General features: G+C 66.7%; 13 protein-coding genes. 6 read left to right on the top strand and 7 right to left on the bottom strand.

Annotated elements, in window-relative coordinates; genetic code table 11:
• From cydB to NH448_RS16255, 4 genes are all read left to right on the top strand, one after another.
• On the top strand, positions 1–999 hold the full coding sequence (gene cydB / locus NH448_RS16270; protein ID WP_045994324.1) for a cytochrome d ubiquinol oxidase subunit II: 999 nt from the start codon (positions 1–3) through the stop codon (positions 997–999).
• A 76-nt stretch (positions 1,000–1,075) separates the two neighbouring features.
• Positions 1,076–2,779 carry a thiol reductant ABC exporter subunit CydD gene (cydD, locus tag NH448_RS16265; RefSeq protein ID WP_045994323.1) on the top strand — a complete coding sequence of 568 codons (1,704 nt, stop codon included), beginning with the start codon at positions 1,076–1,078 and terminating at the stop codon, positions 2,777–2,779.
• Positions 2,763–4,565 carry a thiol reductant ABC exporter subunit CydC gene (gene cydC / locus NH448_RS16260; protein ID WP_045994322.1) on the top strand — a complete coding sequence of 601 codons (1,803 nt, stop codon included), beginning with the start codon at positions 2,763–2,765 and terminating at the stop codon, positions 4,563–4,565. Before cydD ends, cydC begins: the two co-directional genes overlap by 17 nt.
• A 47-nt stretch (positions 4,566–4,612) precedes the next feature.
• Positions 4,613–5,608: an adenosine deaminase gene (locus NH448_RS16255; protein ID WP_045994321.1), complete on the top strand. Its 996-nt coding sequence runs from the start codon at positions 4,613–4,615 to the stop codon at positions 5,606–5,608.
• A gap of 90 nt (positions 5,609–5,698) precedes the next feature.
• Here the strand turns inward: NH448_RS16255 and NH448_RS16250 are convergent, their stop codons facing one another.
• The 6 genes from NH448_RS16250 to xdhA all read right to left on the bottom strand — a co-directional run bounded on the left by NH448_RS16250 (position 5,699) and on the right by xdhA (position 14,769).
• Positions 5,699–6,661 carry a cytochrome-c peroxidase gene (locus NH448_RS16250; protein WP_045994340.1) on the bottom strand — a complete coding sequence of 321 codons (963 nt, stop codon included), beginning with the start codon at positions 6,659–6,661 and terminating at the stop codon, positions 5,699–5,701.
• 636 nt (positions 6,662–7,297) lie between these two features.
• Entirely contained in the window at positions 7,298–8,344 is a 1,047-nt protein-coding gene (locus tag NH448_RS16245; protein WP_083970574.1) for a rhodanese-related sulfurtransferase, read from the bottom strand.
• Between the two features lie 152 nt (positions 8,345–8,496).
• Positions 8,497–9,792 (bottom strand): guanine deaminase, encoded by a 1,296-nt coding sequence (gene guaD, locus NH448_RS16240; RefSeq protein ID WP_253029032.1) that lies wholly within the window; start codon positions 9,790–9,792, stop codon positions 8,497–8,499.
• Positions 9,793–10,062: 270 nt separating this feature from the next.
• Positions 10,063–10,902: a xanthine dehydrogenase accessory protein XdhC gene (gene xdhC, locus NH448_RS16235; protein ID WP_045994320.1), complete on the bottom strand. Its 840-nt coding sequence runs from the start codon at positions 10,900–10,902 to the stop codon at positions 10,063–10,065.
• Positions 10,899–13,307: a xanthine dehydrogenase molybdopterin binding subunit gene (gene xdhB / locus NH448_RS16230; protein ID WP_045994319.1), complete on the bottom strand. Its 2,409-nt coding sequence runs from the start codon at positions 13,305–13,307 to the stop codon at positions 10,899–10,901. The genes xdhC and xdhB overlap by 4 nt, the downstream gene beginning before the upstream one ends.
• Positions 13,291–14,769 carry a xanthine dehydrogenase small subunit gene (gene xdhA / locus NH448_RS16225; protein ID WP_045994318.1) on the bottom strand — a complete coding sequence of 493 codons (1,479 nt, stop codon included), beginning with the start codon at positions 14,767–14,769 and terminating at the stop codon, positions 13,291–13,293. Before xdhA ends, xdhB begins: the two co-directional genes overlap by 17 nt.
• A 364-nt stretch (positions 14,770–15,133) precedes the next feature.
• Here xdhA and NH448_RS16220 point away from each other — a divergent pair, with 364 nt between their 5' ends.
• Positions 15,134–15,805: a TetR/AcrR family transcriptional regulator gene (locus tag NH448_RS16220; RefSeq protein ID WP_045994317.1), complete on the top strand. Its 672-nt coding sequence runs from the start codon at positions 15,134–15,136 to the stop codon at positions 15,803–15,805.
• 58 nt (positions 15,806–15,863) lie between these two features.
• Here the strand turns inward: NH448_RS16220 and NH448_RS16215 are convergent, their stop codons facing one another.
• Positions 15,864–17,291, bottom strand: coding sequence for an NCS2 family permease (locus NH448_RS16215; protein ID WP_239452598.1), 1,428 nt, complete (start codon positions 17,289–17,291; stop codon positions 15,864–15,866).
• Positions 17,292–17,589: 298 nt separating this feature from the next.
• Between NH448_RS16215 and NH448_RS16210 the strand changes: the two genes are divergently transcribed.
• Positions 17,590–18,813: helicase-related protein (locus NH448_RS16210; RefSeq protein ID WP_290442831.1), on the top strand; the 1,224-nt coding region annotated here is incomplete at its 3' end.

Below are 18,813 nucleotides of genomic sequence, written 5' to 3'. Positions count from 1 at the left end.
ATGGAATTGATCAACCTTTCTGCCATCTGGGCCCTGATCATCGGGTTCGGCGTGATGATGTACATCCTGATGGATGGCTTCGATCTCGGGGTGGGTATCCTCTACCCCTTCGCCCCGGACGAGCACGCCCGGGATGTGATGATGAACTCGGTAGCGCCGATATGGGACGGTAACGAGACCTGGCTGGTGCTCGGCGGGGCGGGACTTCTGGCGGCCTTTCCGCTGGTCTACACCATCCTGCTGCCGGCGCTCTATCTTGGGGTCTTCCTGATGTTGGCCGGCCTGATCTTCCGTGGCATCGCCTTCGAGTTCCGCTTCAAGTCGGTTCGTAATCGTCACTGGTGGAACCGCGCCTTCTGCTGGGGCTCGATGGTCGCCACCTTCTGTCAGGGGGTCGTGGTCGGCGCCTACATCGAGGGCTTCGAGGTCGCCCACAATGTCTACGTGGGCGGTCCTTTCGACTGGCTGACGCCTTTCACCGTGATCACTGGCCTTGCACTGATGGCGGGCTATGCGCTGCTGGGGGCGACCTGGACGATTTTGAAGTCCGAGGGGCAGGTGCAGGAATGGGCCTACCGCATCACGCCCAGGCTGCTGGGACTGGTGCTGGCGGGCTTTGCCGTGATCAGTATCTGGACGCCGTTCGTCGACGACTTCGTGCGTGAGCGCTGGTTCGGCCACCTGACACTGTTCTGGGTGTTCCCGGCACTGGCGTTGCTGTGCGCCGCCATGGTGTGGCGTTCGGTGGCCCGTCGCCGTGAGGGCCAGCCGTTCGTGGCTACCCTGGGACTGTTCTTCTTCACCTACCTGGGGCTGGTGGCCAGCAAGTGGCCCTACCTGATCCCGCCGGACATCACCCTGTGGGATGCCGCCTCGGCTCCGGAGAGCCAGCTGTTTCTGCTGCTCGGGGTGCTGTTCGTGATCCCGGTGGTACTGGGCTACACCGCCTGGTCCTACTGGGTGTTCCGCGGCAAGGTAAGAGGGGGCGGCTATCACTAAGTCGTCTGGTGCTGAGTCGTCTCGTCCTGAGTCGTCTCGTTCTGAGTCGTCTCGCGGCGAGGCCACCAGGGCGCGGCTGTGGCTCGACCAGCACACCGGGGCTCAGCGTCGTCCGCTGACCCTGGCCGCGGCCTTCGCGGTGCTGGCAGGACTCGCGGGTGTGGTCCAATGGGTACTGCTGGCCAAGGTGCTGGTACTGGCGATCGAGGGTGAGCGTTCCCTGAGCCAGCTATGGCCCTGGCTTGTCTCTCTACTGGGGTTTCTGGCGCTGCGTGCCGGGGCTGGCTTTGCTCAGGAGTGTCTGGCCCAGCGAGCCAGCCAGCGCCTTCGCCGCGCGGTACGCCACGAGTTGCTCGAGCATCTGTTTGCGCTGGGACCGGTGCGTGCCGGTCGCCATCACAGTGCCGGGCTGGCCCATCGCCTTGTCGAGCAGGTCGAGGCACTGGACGGCTACACCTCACGTTTCTGGGTGCAACTTCGGGTGGTGATGGTGGTGCCGCTGGTCATCTTCGCCATCATCGCCTGGCACAACTGGCTGGCGGCGCTGCTGCTGGCGATCACCGCGCCGCTGATTCCCTTGTTCATGGCGCTGGTGGGCATGGGCGCCGAATCGCTCAATCGCGACCAGTTCGCGGCGGTGACGCGACTGTCCGGGCACTTCGTCGATCGGGTGCGGGGCATCGCCACCATTCGACTGTTCGGTGCCGGCGACAGGGTCACCGACGAGGTTGCCCAGGTCGCCGACGACTATCGCCGGCGCACCCTGAAGCCCTTGCGACTGGCCTTTCTGTCATCGGCGGTGCTCGAATTCTTCTCCTCGGTGGCGATTGCGGCGCTGGCTATCTACATCGGCTTTGGCCTGCTCGGGGACCTGCCGCTGGAGGTGGCCGATTCGCTGACGCTGGCCAGTGGCCTGACCATCCTGCTGCTGGCCCCGGAGTTCTTTCAGCCGCTGCGCACACTGTCCCAGCACTACCACGATCGTGCCTCGGCGCTGGCCGCCGCCCAGGCCCTGACGGAACTGCTCGATGAACCCATCGATCCGTCGCGAGTGTCGCCCGTCTCGGCGCCTGGCGCGACGGAAAGTCCCGCTTCTTCAGTGTTGTCCGGTGGCCAGCTTGTGCGGCTCGAAGGCGCCTGCCTGGATCACCCTGGGCGTGGCCGCGTGCTGGGTCCGCTGGACTTTCGGGTGGACGCCGGTGAAGTGGTGGTGATCAGCGGCCCATCGGGTGCCGGCAAGTCGAGCCTGTTGGCGATGCTCGCGGGGTTTGTCGGGCCTGGCGAGGGGGCGCGCCAATCGGCACCGGGCATCGCCTTCGCCTGGATGGACCAGCGCCCGCTGCTGATCCAGGGCAGCCTCGCCGACAATCTTCGCCTGACGGCGCCGAACGCTGGCGATGACGACCTGCGCACTGCGCTCGAGCAGGCGGGCCTTGAGCCGCTGGTCGCGGCTCTGCCCGAGGGACTCGATACCCGGATCGGCGAAAATGGCCTGGGCCTGTCCGGCGGGCAGGCCCAGCGCCTGGCGCTGGCGCGGGTGTTCCTGAGTGATGCCGCGCTGGTGCTACTGGACGAGCCGACGGCGAGTCTGGATCGAGAGACCGAAGCGGTACTGATTCGCGGCTTTCGGCGTCTGGCCGGCCAGGGCCGGGCGCTGGTCATCGCCAGCCATCACCCGGCCATCCTGGCGATGGGGGACCGGCGTGTGGAGCTGCTCGATGGGCGAGTCACCGCGAGTGGAAGAGAACAGCAAGAGGTGGCCGATGGCGTCGTCGACTGAGCGCACGGATACGGGATTCACTGCGGCGATTGCCAGTCTGCGTCCGTGGATCGAGGTGCATGCGTCGTTTCGTCGGCGCCTGGTGCTTGGCGTGGTGCTGATGGTGCTGACCGCGCTGTCGGCGCTGGGGCTGCTGGCGGTGTCGGGCTGGTTCATCACCGCCAGCGCCCTGACCGGCGCGGCCTTGGCGGCGGGTATGGCGGCGACCCTGGACGTCTACACTCCCGGGGCGGGCATTCGTCTGTTTGCGGTGTCCCGTACCGTGTCACGCTACGTCGAACGCCTCTACAACCACGACACCATCCTGCGACTGCTGGCACGCCTGAGGGCGCGCTGCTTCTCGGGCCTGGTGGCGATGGACGGCGCCAGCCTCGGGGCAAGGCGATCCGGCGACTGGCTCAACCGTCTGACCGCCGATATCGATACCCTGGACGCGCTTTACCTGCGACTGCTGGCGCCGGCGGCGATGGCGCTGGTGCTGGGGGCGGCGCTGGTAGCGTTGGTGGCGGTGTGGTTGCCCCAGGCCGCGCTGGTGCTGGGCGTCTTGCTGCTGTTCGGCTGGAGCTGGCTGACCCTCGGACAGGCCCGCCTGGGTCTGGCGGCCTGTCGTCGCCGCGTCGCCGGGCTGGAGCGACTGCGCTCGGCAATGATCGAAACCCTTGGCGGTCTGAGTGAACTCGAGGCCTACGGCGCGTTGGCGCGCAGCCGTGGCGAGCTTGAAGCCCTCGAGGACGAGCTGCTGGCGGCCCAGTGGCGACTGTCACTGATCACCGGGTTTGGCAATGTTCTGACGACGTTGGTGATGGGGGGCGCCTGGTGGCTTGTGTTGATCGGTGGCCTCGCCGCCTTCGGCAGCGGCCAGTTGGGCGCCGCCGTGCTGGTGATGCTGCCGTTGGCCTCGCTGGCCCTGGCCGAGGGGTTGGCAAGCTTGCCCGCCGCCTTCACCCAGGCCGGCGCGAGCCTCGCCGCCGCCGAGCGGCTCAATGCTATCGACCAGCAGCGTGCAGCGCCTGCAAACGTCTCAGACACCACCCGAGCTGTTGCAGTGCACGCTGCGCCTCGAAGCGGGACCGCCGAGTCTGGAGGGCTGGAGGTCTGTGCTACGTCGCTGAGTTTTCGTTATCCGCGGGCACTCGATCAGGCGCTGTCGCCCCTGAGCTTCCGGCTGGCGCCGGGGGAAAGGGCCGCGATTTGTGGCCCCTCCGGCAGTGGCAAGTCGACGCTGTTGGCGCTGCTTGCCGGGGAGCTGCGTGGCCACCAGGGTCGCTTGACCCTGGACGGCCAGGCGGTGGAAGCCCTGGACCCGCAGTGGTTGAGCAGCCAAGTGGGCTGTCTGAGCCAGCGGGTGGAGCTGTTCGACGCAAGCCTTGCCGAGAATCTGCGGCTGGGCGCCCCCGAGGCGAGCCCGGAGCGGCTGTGGCAGGCGCTTGTTGCGGTAGACCTGGCCGACTGGGCGCAGGGTCTGCCCGGCGGGCTCGAGACACGCGTGGGGGAAGGGGGGCGACAGCTTTCCGGCGGCCAGGCGCGACGTCTGGGTCTGGCGCGTCTGTGGCTGACCGATCCCGCCCTGGTGGTGCTCGATGAGCCTTTTGCCTCGCTGGATGCGGCCACCGCGCGGCGGGTGGCCGATGGCATCGGCCCCTGGCTGGCCGGACGCACGGTGCTCATGCTGGTGCACCATCATGATCCCGACTCGCCGTCACCCGGCATGGAGCACATCCCCAGGGTCATCGACATGGCGGTCGGTGCGCCATGGCAAGCCCGGGGCGAATGCGTCACCATGTGAAAGATGACACCTGATTTCTACGGTTCGATGCCACAGGGCCAGACACCATGACCGACGACTTTCTGACCCGCCTGCCCAAGGCGGAACTGCATCTGCACATCGAGGGTACGCTGGAGCCGGAGCTGATGTTTGCGCTGGCCGAGCGTAACGGGGTCAGCCTGCCTTACGCCGATATCGAGGCGGCCCGGCAGGCTTACGACTTCAGCGACCTGCAGTCCTTTCTCGATCTCTACTATCAGGGCATGAGCGTGCTGGTCCGTGCCCGGGACTTCGAGGACCTGGCGATGGACTACTTCCGGCGCGCCGCCGCCGAGGGGGTGGTGCATATCGAGATGCACGTGGACCCCCAGGCCCACCTGTCCCGTGGCGTGGCGCTGTCCGAGGTGATGGAAGGCCTGACGGCCGCCTGCGCCAAGGCCCGCTCCGAGCTGGATATTTCCACCGCCATGATCCTCGCCTTTCTGCGTGATCAGCCCGCCGCCGATGCCATGCAGCTGCTCGAGGACAGCACGCCCTGGCATGACCACTTCAGTGCCGTGGGGCTGGACAGCGCTGAGCGAGGCAATCCGCCGAGCAAGTTTCAGGAGGTCTTTGCCCGGGCGCGGGAGCTGGGCCTCGAGCGCGTGGCCCACGCAGGCGAGGAGGGGCCGCCGAGCTATATCCGCGAGGCGCTGGATGAGCTTCAGGTGTGTCGCATCGACCATGGCGTAAGGGCGATCGAGGACGTCGAGCTGATGGAGCGGCTGGCCGACGAAGGCACCGTGCTGACGGTGTGTCCGCTGTCCAATGTGCGCCTGAAAGTGGTGGAACGGCTCGAGGATCATGGTCTGCCGACGCTGATCGACGCTGGACTGGTGGTAACCATCAACTCCGATGACCCGGCTTACTTCGGCGGTGGCATGCGCGATAACTTCGCCGCCTGTCAGCGGGCCTTCGGCTGGTCCAACGAGACCCTCAAGTGGCTGGCCGGCAACGCCATCGAGGCGGCCTTCATGGATGAGGACAGGAGGCAGGCGCTGAGACAGCGGCTGGTCGCCGTCTAGGACTTGTTCGGAACGTCAAGCGCCGCCTTGCCCCTTGTCGGGGGAGGCGGCGCTGGCATGTTGCGGGGTGGTATTGGTGGCTGGGTTGGCTTAGGGCAGAGCGGGTACTGTCACGACCGGCTGCTCTCCTGTCAGGGCATGCAGGAAGCTGACCAACCGTTCGACGGTCGCTTCATCAAGCTCCCGCTTGAGCATCTGCTTGGCCATGATGGGCACGACGTCTTCAAGCGTCTTGGCCGAGCCGTCGTGAAAGTAGGGGTAGGTCAGGGCGACGTTGCGCAGTGACGCCGTCCTGAAGGCCTGGCGATCGCTTTCCTCGTTGGTGACCGCGAAGCGCCCGGGGTCATCCGATCCCGGCACCTGAATCGGATGGAACAGGCTGTCGCTGAAGTTGGCGCCGCGGTGACAGCTGATGCACCCGACGTCCACGAAGTCTTTCATGCCTGCCTTCTGCTGATCGGTCAGGGCAGCCTCGTCACCGAGCAGGTAGCGATCGAGCGGAGCGTTCGGCGTATTCAGCGTGCGCTCGAAGCTGGCGATGGCGTCGGCCAGGTTGCCGGAGGACAGCGGAGCCTCGTCATCGGGAAATGCCGTCTGGAAGTGATCGGAATAGCCGTCGACGGCGGAAAGGCGGGCAAGGGCGCCGTCCAGGTCGTGGGCCATCTCGATGCTGTTCTGGATGGGGCCTAGTGCCTGGCCTTCCAGGTCGGGTTCGCGACCATCCCAGAACTGTGAGCCAAGAAAACCCGAGTTGAGCACGGTGGGGGAGTTGCGTTCTCCCACCTGGCCATCGTGGCCGACCGCCGTCGGCAGCCGGTCCGTCCAGGCCAGGGCCGGGTTGTGACAGGAAGCGCAGCTGATGTTGCTGCTCTTCGACAGCCGGGGTTCGAAGAACAGCATCTTGCCAAGCGCTACCTTCTCAGCGGTGAGGCTGTTGTCGGCGGGGATGGGGGGAAGCGAGGGCAGAGGGGTGAAATACTGTCGATAGTCTTGTTGGTCTGCGGATTCGGTGTCTGATGTGGTTGCCGCCGATGCCTGGGAGGCGACGGCCATGCTGCAGGCGAGAAAGGTGCCAGTCAAAAAAGTGCTGGCCAAGAAAGTGCCGGCCAGAACAGGGGGAAGGTAGTTGGGCCAAGGTCGCATCATGTATTCCCTTCGTTGCGTCACGTCACGGTTTGCCGTCCAGGCGGGCGATCTGAGCCTGCCGCTGTCCGGCGACCGACAGCGGGAATCAGTAGCGGCACAGGTTGATGGCGAACCCTGATGCTCAAGGCGTGCTTCATGTCACCAGATGGCACTGAGGCTTGCCCGCGCTGGTGTTAGTAATAGGTGATCCTGTGTGGGCGGCGGCCGCTTTTCAGGCAACGGGCGGGGTGGAAGGTTGCTGAGGCATGATGTCGAAGCGAAAACGTCGGAATCTAAGGTGTTTTCGGCGTGATCGCCGACCGAGGCGAGGAAGAGGTTGAACAGGCCGACGCCGTTTCTTTCAACACAGTTTGGCGCGCTTCGGCGCGCCCTTCGCTACCGGCGAAGTCCTCGGTGACACGCAAAAGAGGCGCCCGTCTCTGGTATAAATCCCAGGGCGCCTCTTGTTTGGTCTGGCAGGTGTTGTGGCGGGTGTTGTGGATGGAAGGCCGGCGTGCATGAGCCGGCATGCATCAACGGTCGTGCAACACCAGAAGCCGTGCATCAGCCCTGTTGGCGATTGGCCTCGCGCGCCGCTTCCCTGGCGCGTCGCTTGGCCTCGCGACGCTCTTCCATGCGCGCCACCGCGTCGGCGCCCAGGTGGGCCTCGCCGCGCTCCTGGGCGAGGCGCATCTGGCGCTCACGCTCGGCGAAGCGGGCCTTCTGTTCGTCGCTCAGACGGTCGTAGCAGCGCGGGCAACAGACGCCTTTCTGGTAGTACTCGCTCTGCTTGTCCTGCTCGGTGATCGGCATGCGGCAGGCGTGGCACTGGTCATAGCGCCCGGGCTTGAGGTCGTGGTCGACGGTCACCCTGTCGTCGAACACGAAGCACTCGCCACGCCACAGGGTCTTGTCCTTCGGTACGTCCTCCAGGTACTTCAGGATGCCGCCCTTGAGGTGGTAGACGTCCTCGAATCCCTGCTCCTTGAGGTAGGCGGTGGACTTCTCGCAACGGATGCCGCCGGTACAGAACATCGCCACCTTCTTGTGGCGACTCGGGTCCAGGGTCTTCTTCACGTACTCGGGGAAGTCGCGAAAGGCGCTGGTGGCCGGATTGACCGCGCCCTCGAAGGTGCCGACCTCGACTTCGTAGTCGTTGCGGGTGTCGATCAGCAGCACCTCGGGGTCCTGGATCAGCGCGTTCCAGTCCTTGGGGTCCACGTAGGTGCCGACGGTATGGCGCGGGTCGATGCCCTCGACGCCCATGGTCACGATCTCGCGCTTGAGCTTGACCTTGGTGCGCATGAAGGGCGCACGACGGGTCAGTGACTCCTTGGTGTCGAGCTCGGCCAGGCGTGGGTCGGCGCGCAGCCAGGCGAGCACCGCGTCGATACCCTGGCGGGTGCCGGCGACGGTGCCATTGATGCCTTCACGGGCCAGCAGCAGGGTGCCGCGCACCTGATGCTCGAGCAGGGTGTCGAGCAGCGGCTCGCGCAGCGCCTCGTAGTCGTCGAGGGTGACGAACTTGTAAAGCGCGCACACCACCAGGGTGTCTGGACCTGAAGTGGCGGTTTCGGTGGCTGTGTCAGGGGGTGAGGTATCGTGACTCATGGTTGTCCTCGTGCGAGCCGGAGCGTAAATCCGGAGCAGCGTTGGCAGCGTGTGGTATTCAAGGCGCGCATTCTAGCGCACTCGCCGAGGAATTTCCCGGCCAGCCATCACCCAGTGCAAGCGCCGGTCGCCGGCGCCTGTCGTCGGGTTCTTCAGGTCTGGCGGCGGTGCTGCAGGCGCCCCCCCGCCCAGGTCTCGTAGATGGCGCGGTCGTCCCCCAGCATCATCAGGGTGAACAGCTCCTCTGCCAGCGACTGGGTGCGCCCCATGCGTCGAGCCAGCAGCGGCGAGGCGAACAGGTCGATGACCACGAAGTCGGCGTCGCGACCGGGGGTCAGGCTGCCGATCCGATCGTCCAGTGACAGCGATACGGCGTTGCCTCGGGTCAGGTCATGAAAGCCTGCCCAGGCGGTCAGTGGCGTGCCCCTGAGCTGGCCGACCTGATAGGCCGCCTTGAGGGTGGCAAGTCCCGACAGGTCGGTACCGGCGCCGATGTCGCTGGCAAGCGTCAGATTCAGCCCCTGGGCCCGGGCGCCGGCCCGGTCGAACAGGCCGCTGCCGAGAAACAGGTTGGAGCTGGGACAGAAGGCGATGTTGGCGCCGCGCTCGGCCAGTCGGGTACGCATCTCGTCGTCCAGGTGGATGCCGTGGGCAAAGGTGCTGCGCGGCCCCACCAGCCCGGATTCCTCGTAGACCGCCAGGTAGTCGCGGCTGCCCGGAAACAGCTCGGCCACCCAGTCGAGCTCGCCCAGGTTCTCCGACAGGTGGGTCTGCAGCCACAGGCTCGGATCATTGCGCAGAAGGCCTCCGGCGGCGTCGAGCTGGGCGCGGGTGGAGGTAGGCGCGAAGCGCGGGGTGACGCTGTAGCCGAGACGCGCGGTGCCGTGCCAGTCACTGATCAGGCGCTCGCTGTCGCGGATGCCGCCGTAGGTGTCGTCGGTGAGCGCGTCGGGGGCATGGCGGTCCATCAGTACCTTGCCGGCCAGCATGCACAGGTCGCGGCGTTGGGCCGCACTGAAGAAGGCGTCGGTCGAGGCCGGATGGCTCGAGCAGAACACCTGGGCGGTGGTGGTGCCTACTCGCATCAGTTCATCGAGGAAGACGTCGGCCATCTGCTCGGCGTGTTCGCGCTGGGCAAAGCGACATTCCTCGGGGAAGGTGTACTCATTGAGCCAGTCGAGCAGCTGACGTCCGTAGGAGGCCATGATCTCGAGCTGCACATAGTGCACATGGCTGTCGATGAAGCCTGGCATCACCAGCTTGTCGCGGTGGTCGATGACGCTGGCGTCGGCGGGCAGATGGGGGGCGAGCTCTGTATAGTCGCCCACCGCCTGAACGACACCCTCGGCCCACCACAGCACGCCGTCGGCGAAGTAGCTGACGCTGCCCTCGAGCGGGGTGTCGCCGTCACCGGGATCGGCGTTGAAGCTGAGGATGCGCGCGCGCATGACCCAGCTCGATGAGCAGGGGCCGCCAGCGGGGCTGGTGGAGGCGCCGGCGGAAGTTCCGGAGAAAGCCTCGGGCGCGGGTGCGGTGCTGGCAGAGGCGTTACGGGTCTCGGTCATGGGGCACTCTTTATCGGGTTGTCGCTTATAGGGTCATCGCGTCATCGCACTATGGCGGTGACGCTGTTGTCAGGGGGCGGCAGGCGCGGCGGCCAGGGAGGCAGACGCCTGGCGCTACCCGGTCAGACGGGTAACGGTCGGGCCAGGACAGGTTCAGGAAAACAGGCGTCGTACCTCTGCGCTTTCCAGGCCGCGCAGCGCGTCGCGACGTGCCCCCTCCGGCCTGGGGCTTGCCAGTGGCAGCAGCTCGGCCAGGGCGGCCAGGGCGACGGCGTAGGGCGTCTTGTCGCCGCCGGAGTCGCCGATCGGGCAGCGCACGGTGTCGATGCGATCGTGCGGGATGCCGGCACGCTCCAGTCGCCCGCGGAAGCTGGCCCACTTGCTGCGCGAGCCGATCAGCCCGATCGAGGCCATGTCGCCGCGCCTGAGCAGTGCCTCGACCAGGGCGTAGTCCTCGGCGTGGTCGTGGGTCAGCACCAGCACGTGGCTGCCGGCAGGCAGCGACTCGGCGCTGGCGTTGCAGTCGTCAAGCCGGTGGTGATGCTGGCCTGGGGCCGGGTCGAGCCCGCTGAAGGCGTCCTCGCGGCTATCGTACCAGTCGAGTCGCCAGCCAAGCGGCGCCGCCAATGAGGCCACCGCGCGGCCCACGTGGCCGGCGCCGAACAGCGCCAGGCGCGTGGCCGTACCGAGATCCGTTTCCAGCAGCACATTGACGAAGCCGCCGCAGCACTGGCCACTGCGGCCGCCCAGCGAAAAGGCCTCCAGGCTGAGGCCGGCCTCGCCGCGCTCGAGGCGTTCCCGGGCGCAGGCGATCAGCTGCCATTCGAAGGTGCCGCCGCCCAGGGTGTCGATGATGGCGTCGGCGGTGATCACCATCCTGGCGCCAGGCTCACGTGGGGTAGACCCCTGGCTGGTCACCTGGGTGGCCAGCACATGGGGCAGGCCGGCGCGTCGGAGGCGGGCCAGGGCGTCGTACCAGCGCTCGCCGCTCATGGGGTGCCCCCTGCGCGACTCTCGTGTAGCTTTCGTGCCTGGCGTGCCGCCGCCATGACCCGCTCAGGTGTCGCCGGGGTGTCCAGCCGTACCGCCTGGCGGTAGTCGGTGAGGCTCGCCAGGGCGTCGCGCAGCGCGCACCACACCGACATCCCCAGCATGAAGGGCGGCTCACCGACCGCCTTGGAGCGGTAGATGCTGGCCATGGAGTTGGGGTGGCCCTGCATCAGCTCGACGTTGAAGGTGGCCGGCAGATCGCCGTAGGCGGGGATCTTGTAGGTGGCCGGGCCGAACGAGGTCAACTGGCCCCGCTCGTTCCACTTCAGTTCCTCGCTGGTCAGCCACCCCATGCCCTGGATAAAGCCGCCTTCCACCTGGCCCACGTCGATGGCCGGATTGAGCGAGTCGCCCACGTCGTGGAGGATGTCGACCCTATCCACCTGATACTCGCCGGTGAGGGTGTCCAGTGCCACCTCGGCGACGGCGGCGCCATAGGCGAAGTAGTAGAAGGGGCGTCCGCTGCCGCTGGCCCGGTCGTAGTGGATCAACGGCGTTGCGTAGAAGCCTTTCTCGGACAGCGACACCCGACCCAGGTAGGCGTCCTGGATGAGCTCGCCCCAGGCGATACGTCGTTCGCTGCCACCGATGCCGGCGATCAGTTCGCCCTGTTCCAGACGCATGTCCTGACGGTCGAGCTGGTAGCGCTCGGCGGCGAAGTCGAACAGCCGCGACTTCAGCTTGCTGGCCGCGTCGCGGGCCGCCTGGCCGTTCAGGTCGGCCCCGCTGGAGGCCGCCGTGGGTGAGGTGTTGGGCACCTTGTCGGTACGGCTGGCGCTGATGCGTACCGCTTCGAGATCGAGCCCCAGCTCGCGGGCGACCACCTGGCACACCTTGGTGTGCAGGCCCTGGCCCATCTCGATGCCGCCGTGATTGATCATCACGCTGCCGTCGGTGTAGACGTGCAGCAGGGCACCGGCCTGGTTGAGGTGCTGGGCGGTGAAGGAGATGCCGAACTTCACCGGGGTCAGCGCCAGGCCCCTGCGGATGACCGGGCTGTCGGCGTTGAACTCGGTGATCGCCTGGCGCCGGGACCAGTAGTCGCTCGAGGTCTCGAGCCGCTCGATCAGGTCATGCAGCAGCGTGATCTGGTCCACCGTCTGGCCATAGTGGGTCTGGTCGCGGCCTTGGCGATACAGGTTGCGCTTGCGCACCGTCAGCGGGTCCTCTCCCACGCGGCGGGCGATGTCCTCCATGGCGGCTTCGATCACCATCATCCCCTGGGGACCACCGAAGCCACGAAAGGCGGTGTTTGACGCGGTGCTGGTACGGGCGCGATGACCGGTGACCCGAGCCTGGCCCAGCGAATAGGCGTTGTCGGCGTGGAACATGGCGCGGTCGACGATGGCTTCGGACAGATCCGGCGAGTAGCCGCAGTCGCCGATGACGGTGATGTCACCGCCCTGGATCACGCCCTGTTCATCGACACCGAGACGATAGCGGTTGTGGAAGGGGTGGCGCTTGCCGGTGACCTTCATGTCCTCGGCCCGGGGCAGGCGAACACGGCAGCTCTTGCCGGTGCGTCGGGCGATCAGGGCCGCCAGGCAGGCCCAGGGCGAGGCCTGGGTCTCCTTGCCGCCGAAGCCGCCACCCATGCGGCGCACCTCCACGGTGACCGCGTGGAAGGGGATGCCCAGCACCTCGGCGATCAGCTTCTGGGTCTCGCTGGGGTGCTGATTGGAGGTGTGGACCATCACGCCTTCGTCTTCGGTGGGGTGGACCACGCAGGCCTGCCCCTCCAGATAGAAGTGCTCCTGGCCACCGACGAACTGCTCGTCCTCGATGACGTGTGTCGCGCCGGCCAGGGCGGCCTCCCAGTCACCGCTCTGCTGGCGGTGGGTCGGGCGCACCACGTCGCCGGCCTCGGCGGCGGCCACTGGGTCGAGGCTCGCCTCGACCTCATCGATCTCCAGGCGCGCCTTCTTGACCGCCTGACGCGCCGCACGATGGCTGGTGGCGGCGACGCAGAAGATCACCTGGCCGGCGTAGAGTACCTCGCCGTCGGCCATGATCGGATCGCCGGGAAAGACCGGGCCGATATCCGTGTGGCCCGGGACGTCGGCGACGCTGATCACGTCGACCACGCTCGGGGCGCTGCGCACGGCGGACAGGTCCAGCCCGGTGATGCGTCCGCTGGCGACCGGCGAGAGTCCCACCGCCAGGTGCAGCGCGTCCGCCGGCAGCGCCAGGTCGTCGATGTAGGCGGCGCGCCCGGTGACGTGCTTGACCGCGCTTTCGTGGCGAGCGGCGCTGCCCGAGAAGCCCTTGGCCGCCGGCGCGTGGCGGGGAGTATCGGCAGTATCGCTGGCCGCGGAGGCAGGTGTGGTCAGATCAGTGAGCGTACGCATGGAGCATCACCTCCTGGGTCGGGTGCTGAGAGTCCTGGGATGCCGCGTCGGCGACGACCAGGCGCAGGCGTTCGATCAGTGCAGCGGCGGCGTGCCGACGATAGTCGCTGCTGCCACGCACATCGCTCATGGGCTGAAAGTCTTCGGCCAGCGCATCGATGGCGGCGGCGAACCGCTCGGGTGAAGGGGCATGGCCTTCCAGTGCCGCCTCGGCGCCGGTTGCCCGGGCCGGGATCGCGGCCATGCCGCCGAAGGCCAGGCGGACCTCGGCCAGGGCGCCGTCCTTCAGGGCCCAGCTAAAGGCACCGAGTACCGCCGAGATGTCGTCCTCACGCCGTTTTGACAGTTTCCAGACCTTGAGCTGGCGGTCAGCTGCCAGCGTCGGCAGGAAGATCGCTTCCAGGCACTCGTCCGGCGCCAGGGCGGTCTTCTTGTAGTCGATGAAGAAGTCCGCCGCGGCGAGTTCGCGACTGCCGCCGGGTCCGGTCAGGCGCAGGCAGGCGTCGAGTGCCAGCAGTACCGGTGGGGTGTCGCCGATGGGCGAGGCGTTGGCCACGTTGCCACCCAGGGTGCCGCGATTGCGCACCTGACCAGAGCCCAGTCGATGCAGGAGGTGATGGAAGGCGGGATAGCGCTCGGCAAACAGCGGTTCCAGTTGCGTGTAGGTGACGGCGGCGCCGACCCACATCCCTGGTCGACCGCTGGCGTCGTGGCCCGCTTCCAGCACCTTGAGTTGTTCCACCCGGGTGACGTCGATGACCTCGGCGAAGTCCGCCAGATTCTGGGTGACTTCGAGCCAGAGATCGGTGCCGCCGGCCACCAGGCGGGCGTCGGGGTGGCGGGCGCGCAGTTCGACCAGTTCATCGAGGCGGCGCGGCTGGTAGAAGCCGGTGCGGGTAGCAGGCTCTCCCACATTGGTGGCAAGCGTTCGGGCAAGGGCGTCATCATCGAGCCATTCGGGCCGGAAGCCCGGGGTGTCGCCCATGGCCAGGGCGGCGTCGCGGATCGGGCGATAGCCGGTGCAGCGACACAGGTTGCCACCCAGCGCCGCTTCCAGTCGCTCAGGCGTCAGTGGCGCGGGCCGCGTGCGGTCATCCTCATGAAGGGTGAACAGCGACATGACGATACCCGGGGTGCAGAAGCCGCATTGGCTACCGTGGTGTTCCACCATGGCGGTCTGGCAAGGATGCAGCTCGTCCCCCCGGGACAACCCCTCGACGGTGACCAGGTGGCGTCCATTGAGCTGGTGGGCCGGCATGATGCAGGCGTTGGCGCTGTGATAGCGCAGGTTGCCGTCGGCATCGGGCTCGCCGATCGCCACGGTGCAGGCACCGCAGTCGCCGGAGGCGCAGCCTTCCTTGGTGCCGGTCTGGTTGAGGCGCTCGCGCAGCAGGTCGAGCACGCTGAGGTGGGCCTCGGCGTCGACGCGCCGTGGCCGCCCGTTGAGGAAGAACTCGATCATGGTCAGGTCCGCTTATGTTGTCGTTGTCGTCGTTGATGTCCTGGTCGATGTCCTGGTTGCAGACTGAGCCGAGTGGTTGTCAGCGAGTCGGTACCAAGGGGCATCGCCATGGCAAGGGGGTAACTTCATTCTTGACCAATCGGTCAGCTTCTTCAAGTCACGCCGTCGAGTTTTTTTCGGTGCCCGCCGCGTGTTCCTGTCGGCGACCACGGCAGAGGCCTAAAAAGCTGCCCGTCACAGGCGCTGTCGCGCCAGGTTAGCCGCTTTGCCCAATTGCCAGAGCGGTGGGGTTCAGGCACTCTTTTCCTCCTTGCCGACCCACCTGCAACCGGCGGTGGCGGGCGATTCGACGACCGGGATAACCATGGGCTCACAGCTTGATGACACGGCGCTGAAGGCGCCGCTGGAGGCGGAGGCTGGTGCCATTCGCCAGCGTAACGAACGCGACATACTCGACGCCGCCGAGCGAGTGTTTTCGCGTCACGGCTATCGGGGCGCCAGCCTGAAGCTGATTGCCGAGGAAGCCGGGCTGCCCAAGTCCAATGTGCTCTACTACATGGGCAGCAAGAAGGCGCTGTACGTTCGCCTGCTGGAAGGGGTGATGGAGCGCTGGAACATGATGCTCGACGATATCTCGGTGGATGATGATCCCGCCGAGGTGCTCAGTGCCTTTATCCGCTCGAAGATGGAGATGTCTCGACGCCACCCCGAGGCCTCGCGCCTGTTTGCTGGCGAGATCCTTCAGGGCGCTCCCTTTCTGCAGGACTATCTGCGTGGCGAGCTGCGCGACTGGGTCGAAAGCCGTGCCGAGGTGTTTCGTCAGTGGGCCGAGCGCGGCCTGATGGACCCGGTGGACCCGGTATCGCTGATCTTCCTGATCTGGTCGGCGACCCAGCACTACGCAGACTTTCAAAGCCAGGTCGCCGGCATCACCGGCCACGACGACTTCACCGACGAAGATATGCAGCGTGTCACCGACTTTCTGACTCAGGTGGTATTGAAGGGCTGCGGGGTGGTGTCTTCCTCCAACAGCTAGTGCTGTCTGGCCGCTAGCAACTTGCCCCGGCGGCGGGCGCCCCGGGGCTCGCGCGCTTTTATTGCGCCGTCACCAGCATGATCGCGGACAGTACCGCGGACACCCACATGGCGGGTTTGATCTCGGTGAACTTGCCGGTGGCCAGCTTGATCAGCACGAAGCTCATGAAGCCGAAGGCGATGCCCAGGGTGATCGAGTAGGTCAACGGCATCAGGATGATCGCCAGAAAGGCCGGAAAGGCCTCCTCGAAGCGTGCCCAGTCGATCTTGCCCACCGGGGCCATCATGAACAGGCCGACCAGCACCAGCGCCGGCGAGGTGGCGATGCCCGGCACCAGCGACAGCAGCGGCGACAGGAACAGAAACGGCAGGAACAGCAGCGCGATCACCAGCGCGGTCAGGCCGGTGCGCCCGCCCTGGGCGACCCCTGCGCCGGACTCGATAAAGGTCTGGGCGGCGCTGGTGCCCAGCGGAGCGGCGATCATCGAGGCGAAGGCGTCCACCGTCATCGAGCGCTTGAGATTGCGCGGGTTGCCCTTGGCATCCTTGAGTCCCGCGGATTCCGACAGCGCCATGAAGCACGACAGCGCATCGAAGAAGTTGGTGAACAGCATCACGAAGATAAAGGGCAGGTAGGCGACCTTGAGAGCCCCCAGCACGTCGACCTGGCCCAGCGCCGAGAAGTCCGGCCAGGCGGCCAGTCCCTGCCATGCCACGACCACCTCGTCACCCCACAGACGCCCCATCGGTGCGGCCAGCAGGGTGGTGGTGGCGATGCCGAGGATCAGGGCACCGTTGAAGCCGCGAATGACCAGTACTGCGGTCACGATCAGCCCGATGAAGAAGGTGGCGAGACTTGCGTCCAGGCTGCCCAGGCTGACCAGGGTGGCGGGGCTTGCCACGATGAAGCCGGCGTTCTTGAGACCGATAAAGGTGATGAACAGGCCGATACCGCAGGTGATGGCGTAGCGCAGCGACGGCGGAATGGCGTCGATGATCGCCTCGCGGACGTTGAACATGGCCAGTACGGCGAACATCACACCGGACCAGAACACGCATCCGAGTGCGACCTCCCAGGACAGACCCGCCCCCAGTACCAGGGTGTAGGTGAACAGGGCGTTCATGCCCATGCCGGGCGCCACCAGGATGGGGTTTCGCGCGTACAGCGCCATGGCCAGGCTGCTCAGAAAGCTGATGACCACCGTAGCCGACAGCGCCGCTGAGAAGGGAATGCCGGCGTCCGACAATACCGCCGGATTGACCACGATGATGTACATGCCCGCCAGAAAGGTGGCGATCCCGGCCAGCAGTTCGGTCTTCAGCGAACTGCCCCGGCGGCTGACGTTGAAGTAGCGATCCAGCCAGGCAAGCCGGCCGACGGCGTCCTGGTTGGTTTGATCCGCAGTACCGTCGTCGCCGTCAGGGCGACTCGCGCTGGCTGCCGGATGACGGTCGCGCGGTGAAAGCGTGGACGTGGTCTCGCTCATCTCAGGGTCCTCTTGTCGTTGTAGTGGCCGCTGTCGATTGTCTGGGTGATGCCGCGACGGGCGTCGCGCTAAAAAACCTGACCTTTTGGTCAGCTTGAAGAGCGTAGACAAAAACGTCATCTACTGGCAACAAAATGTTGTTTCTAGTGTATACAAATTAGGCCTCGGGCGGGGTCGCTGCCGCCGGGCCCTGGGGGAACGGCGTGCTATCATCGGCGGCGCATTGCTGCCTTGCTTGTGCAGGCCAGTGCAGCCCAGTTCAGTCCCGTCCCGTCCCGCCCGAGGAGCCCCCGAGCCGATGTCTTCACCGCCCAGCCTGCCCATCGATGCCCGACTGCCTCAGCTCACCGCAGCGCTTGAACAGCACAACCGGGCGCTGCTGGTGGCCGAGCCCGGGGCCGGCAAGACCACTCGGGTACCGCTGGCCCTGCTGGACTGTGACTGGTGCGGTGGCGACGATGGTCGCGGGCGTCTGCTGCTGCTGGAGCCTCGTCGGGTGGCGGCGCGTCTGGCGGCGGGCCACATGGCCGAGTTGCTGGGCGAGCGGCCGGGCGAGACGGTGGGATATCGCATGCGTGGCGAGAGCCGCGTCGGCCCGACGACTCGCCTCGAAGTCGTCACCCAGGGCGTGCTGTCGCGCATGCTGCAGCATGACCCCATGCTGGAGGGCGTCACCGGCATCCTCTTCGACGAGTTCCATGAACGCAGTCTGGAGGCCGACCTGGGGCTGGCGCTGGCCCTCGACGTCCAGCAGGGGCTGCGCGAGGACCTGCGCCTGGTGGTGATGTCCGCCACCCTGGACGTGGCCGCCATGCAAGGCGTGCTGGGGCAGGACGTGGCGGTGATCGAGTGCCCGGGGCGGCAGTATCCGGTCCAGACGCTGTATCGGCCGCTGTCCCAGCGCGCCTCTGCAGAGGAGCAGCAGGGCCGGGTGGTCATGGAGGCGCTGCAGGCGTCCGATCCTGTGTCCCATGGCGGGGATGACGATGCCAGGGGTGGTGGTGATCCTGTTGGCGACGTGCTGGTGATCCTGCCTGGCGTTGCCGAAATCGAACGTCTCGGGCGCTGGCTGGGCGAGCGGCTGGAGGATATCGCGATACTGCCGCTGCATGGACGCTTGCCGCTCGAGCAGCAGCGCGCTGCCCTTCGTCCTGACCCGAATGGCCGGCGTCGGGTGGTGCTGGCCACCGCCATCGCCGAGTCCAGTGTCACCGTGGATGGCGTGCGCAGCGTGGTCGATGCAGGACTGGAGCGGGTGCCGGTGTTCAGCCCGCGTACCGGGCTTTCGCGTCTCGAGACCCGCCGTGTCAACCGAGCCAGCGCCGATCAGCGGCGTGGGCGGGCAGGGCGCCAGGGGCCTGGACGCTGCTATCGGCTGTGGGCGGAAGAGCAGCCGCTGCCGCCCCACGCCGAGCCGGAGATACACCAGGCAGACCTGTCCGGCCTGGCCTTTGAACTCGCGCGCTGGGGCGTCAAGGACGCGTCCGCGCTTGCCTGGGTGACTTCTCCAGGGACAGCGGCC

It is taken from the genome of Halomonas sp. OfavH-34-E (assembly GCF_024124525.1).
Classification (GTDB): domain Bacteria; phylum Pseudomonadota; class Gammaproteobacteria; order Pseudomonadales; family Halomonadaceae; genus Halomonas; species Halomonas litopenaei.
This window is presented reverse-complemented; position numbering and strand designations above follow the sequence as displayed.

What these genes read in the sequence shown, in the direction of transcription:
- NH448_RS16255 (WP_045994321.1), top strand. Translation starts at nt 4,613, where the DNA reads ATGACCGACGACTTTCTGACCCGCCTGCCCAAGGCGGAACTGCATCTG.
- NH448_RS16250 (WP_045994340.1), bottom strand. Translation starts at nt 6,661, where the DNA reads ATGGCCGTCGCCTCCCAGGCATCGGCGGCAACCACATCAGACACCGAA.
- xdhB (WP_045994319.1), bottom strand. Translation starts at nt 13,307, where the DNA reads ATGCGTACGCTCACTGATCTGACCACACCTGCCTCCGCGGCCAGCGAT.
- NH448_RS16220 (WP_045994317.1), top strand. Translation starts at nt 15,134, where the DNA reads ATGGGCTCACAGCTTGATGACACGGCGCTGAAGGCGCCGCTGGAGGCG.
- NH448_RS16215 (WP_239452598.1), bottom strand. Translation starts at nt 17,291, where the DNA reads ATGAGCGAGACCACGTCCACGCTTTCACCGCGCGACCGTCATCCGGCA.
- cydC (WP_045994322.1), top strand. Translation starts at nt 2,763, where the DNA reads ATGGCGTCGTCGACTGAGCGCACGGATACGGGATTCACTGCGGCGATT.
- cydB (WP_045994324.1), top strand. Translation starts at nt 1, where the DNA reads ATGGAATTGATCAACCTTTCTGCCATCTGGGCCCTGATCATCGGGTTC.
- xdhC (WP_045994320.1), bottom strand. Translation starts at nt 10,902, where the DNA reads ATGAGCGGCGAGCGCTGGTACGACGCCCTGGCCCGCCTCCGACGCGCC.
- NH448_RS16245 (WP_083970574.1), bottom strand. Translation starts at nt 8,344, where the DNA reads ATGAGTCACGATACCTCACCCCCTGACACAGCCACCGAAACCGCCACT.
- xdhA (WP_045994318.1), bottom strand. Translation starts at nt 14,769, where the DNA reads ATGATCGAGTTCTTCCTCAACGGGCGGCCACGGCGCGTCGACGCCGAG.
- guaD (WP_253029032.1), bottom strand. Translation starts at nt 9,792, where the DNA reads ATGCGCGCGCGCATCCTCAGCTTCAACGCCGATCCCGGTGACGGCGAC.